4 protein-coding genes are annotated in these 2971 nt (G+C 65.9%); 3 read left to right on the top strand and 1 reads right to left on the bottom strand.

All coding sequences use genetic code 11. From position 1 onward, the window contains the following. Window positions 1–240, top strand: a 240-nt coding sequence (locus VIM19_12395) for a hypothetical protein (GenBank protein HEY5185677.1), incomplete at its 5' end; no start/stop codon positions are given. Continuing rightward, window positions 237–587 carry a hypothetical protein gene (locus VIM19_12390; protein ID HEY5185676.1) on the top strand — a complete coding sequence of 117 codons (351 nt, stop codon included), beginning with the start codon at window positions 237–239 and terminating at the stop codon, window positions 585–587. The genes VIM19_12395 and VIM19_12390, both read left to right, overlap by 4 nt. 567 nt (window positions 588–1154) lie before the next feature. Here VIM19_12390 and VIM19_12385 read toward each other — a convergent pair. After that, a complete protein-coding gene (locus tag VIM19_12385) occupies window positions 1155–1598 on the bottom strand; it encodes a DUF6326 family protein (protein HEY5185675.1) in 444 nt (147 codons plus the stop codon). 635 nt (window positions 1599–2233) lie between these two features. On the opposite strand from VIM19_12385, the gene VIM19_12380 reads away from it, so the two are divergent. Continuing rightward, window positions 2234–2968 carry a DUF4386 domain-containing protein gene (locus VIM19_12380; GenBank protein HEY5185674.1) on the top strand — a complete coding sequence of 245 codons (735 nt, stop codon included), beginning with the start codon at window positions 2234–2236 and terminating at the stop codon, window positions 2966–2968. Window positions 2969–2971 lie beyond the last annotated feature (3 nt).

The following is a 2971-nucleotide window of genomic DNA, read 5'->3' as shown; positions in this document are numbered from 1 at the left end:
GGAGAGCCGGGTGCGGTGAAAGCCGCACGCCCGGTTCGGGAAGAGGTCGCACGGAAACGGACCCCCACCCAGGGGGTACCGCGCCGTGCGGCCTACTTCACGCCGACACTGATCCGGATGACCCCCTACTACCACCGTCCCGAAGCCGCAGAACTGGCCGGCGACCAGCGGGAATGGGAATCCATCATCGCCGCGCAAGCCCTGGCCCGCGCCGAGGCGGCATTCGGCAGCACCGAGTGACCCACCCCGACAACGACTCGCAGGACGTCAACGCCCGGTGGCTGTGGGCATGGTGGCGACCGCAATGGAATCTGCGCCACGGTCAGCCGCCGGCTTGCCTGGTGTGCGCGGCAACCGGCCCGCTCGCGCTACTCGACCGTCAGCAGGACCCGCAGCGCACCACCGTGTTCCGCGACATGGTCGCAGTGTGCACGCCCTGCGCCGCCCGCGCTGAACAGCTCGTCGCCGCACGAACCGCCAGCTCGCGGCGCTGGCACGGCATGCCCCGCGCCATCGCCGTCGACGCAGTCCTGCGCGAACTCGCTACCGGATCCACATCCGTCGACTCAGATGGCGGCGGGTGGTAGCGGCTGGGCAACCCGAGACGCGGCTCCCTGTTGAGCCAGGCCCGGCAACAGCGCCGCATTCGTATTTCCTGGAATACACCCAAGTCGGACACCAGCACCAGGACGATCCGGCGCGGCAACGCCACACATGCCACCAACTCGTCCACGACGGCTATGACGCATCTTGGCACTGGCGACGCCTGGATCGGGCGACGCTTCCCGTGCATCACCACGGCCCTCCGCACTGGCCGACGAATCCACGGATCTCGGGAAGTCGTCCAAGCCAATGCGGCTGACGCGGGTCAACAGAAGTGGCAGTTGGGTGTCCGGCAGGAAGCGTTTCGTAAGGCGATCCCTCAACGACGCCACCCCGGCGTCTCGCAGGCAGGCCAGCACATCATCAAGGGTCGACTGGCCGATAGGGGTGAGCAACTCGGTGGAGACAATCCCTCGACCAAATTCCCAAGGTTCCTCGCGACGGAAATTCGGGTGCCTCGTACGCAATGGGTCCGCGGCGACTGTCAGTCGCAGGGCTGCCTCGTTCGTCCTTCAGTTCGTCGAAGGAGATCGCTCGCCAGCGAGTTGTTGTCACTGCGCGGGGCTTCGCGGCCAGGTCCAGGCGACTCTTGCGATGGCGAGCAGGAGCATCACCTCGACGACACTCCCGAGGATGTAGTAGATCCAGGTCTCGCCGACCACTGATACGACTACGGATGCTGCATAGATCAGACTGACAACGATGTTGGTTGTTCTGTTCATCCTCGCTGGCGCGACGAGCGAGACGATGACCATGAGGATCGGGATCAGAATGTAGATCGTGGTCAAGACAAGAAACGGTTGGTTGATCTCGAAGCCTGGGCCGGAGACTGTGCCGACGAGCGCCCCGTTGATCACATCAGCCCGCCAGAATCCGAAAATGTCGACGTATGCGAACACGAAGAGCATGGAGATCCACAGTCCGCCGAGCAGGACCTTCACATCTACTTTCGTGTCGTGAAGGTTCGCTGTCCGAATCTTGTTCATTGTCTTCATCGTCGGGTCTCCTCCCTACGGCGACACCAACCCAGTACAGTCCATGCCCGTTCTATCGCGAACCCGTAGATACCGTGCCGCCCAATCTCACCGAAGGCTTCGGCCTCCCTGTTCCCTACCCGGGGGTCAGCTTCTGCTGCGCAGTATGATCGTTCGCCGCGCGAAGGGGCAGGGTAGATGGGCCCAAGAGGCCGGGTCTTTGAGCCCTACCGCCCTTTCCGTTTCGTCGGTGGCGGACTGCATTTGGCCGGCCCGGGTCGCGCTCACCGACAGGACCCGTGAGGTCGTCGCCCACGCCGCGACCGGACCGGAGCGGGCCCATCTGTGGGAACGGTCGCGGTCACTGGACGCCAATCGCTGCGGCTACGCCCGTCGCCGATCATCATAGGGACCCGTGGTGGTCCACGAACGCGGAACCGAGTCCGTCTGAGACCACCCGTCGGCAGTGGAACCCGTTGCAGCCGAACATGACTGGCCCAGACGGCACCGTCACCCTGCGCACCACAGGGCGGCATCCCAGATCACCAGCGCCATGTCACAGACGGCGAGGATGCGATGCGTGGCCGGGCGGGGACTTTCGGCTCTATTGCGTTCGGGGGTGGCGTGCACGTTCAAAGTGTCGAGAGGAGAGCGCGATGAGTACCGAGGTGATGCGAGAGCACAAGGCGGCGGCCACGACAGCTGGGATCCTGTACATCAGCGGGACGGTGGCCGGTGTCCTCAGCATGGTCCTGAGCGCTCCGGTGCGTGACGCGGGCGACCCGTCCGCGGCCGCCGCGGAGCACTCAGGTGTGGTCGTGACGGGCGCGCTGCTGGTGCTCGTCATGGGGCTGTCGCTCGCGTTCGTCCCCGTGGTGCTCTTCCCGGTGCTGCGCCGGGTGGACGAGGTGCTGGCGACCGGCTACCTGATCATGCGAGGAGCGGTCGAGACTGCCTGCTACGTCCTCCTCGCGGCCGGTTGGCTGCTGCTCGTGCCGCTGGGCGAGGCCATCTCGGCGGGACCTGGCACGGCGTCCCCCGCCGGCGTGCGTCTGGGCAGCCTGGTCGTCGACGCTGACGCCGTGAACGCCGTGCTGACGCTCGTGTTCTGCCTCGGCGCCACCATGTTCTACGTCCTGCTCCATCGGTCGCGCATCGTCCCCCGCTGGATCACGGTATGGGGCCTCGTGGCGATCCCGCTCTACGTGGTCGCCGACCTCCTCGCGATGTACGCAGTCATCGGCGCCAACTCGTCCCAGCAAGTCCTGATGTTCATGCCCCTGGCCGTGCAGGAGATGGTGCTGGCGGTGTGGATGATCGCCCGCGGCTTCCGTCCGCCGGCTGTACCGACTACCTCGGAGGTGAGGGACGGCACCCTCGTCGGCGGGTAGGCC

It is taken from the genome of Actinomycetes bacterium (assembly GCA_036510875.1).
Taxonomy (GTDB): Bacteria; Actinomycetota; Actinomycetes; order Prado026; family Prado026; genus DATCDE01.
Note: the sequence above shows the minus strand (reverse complement) of the source record. Positions and strands in the feature narration are given on the sequence as shown.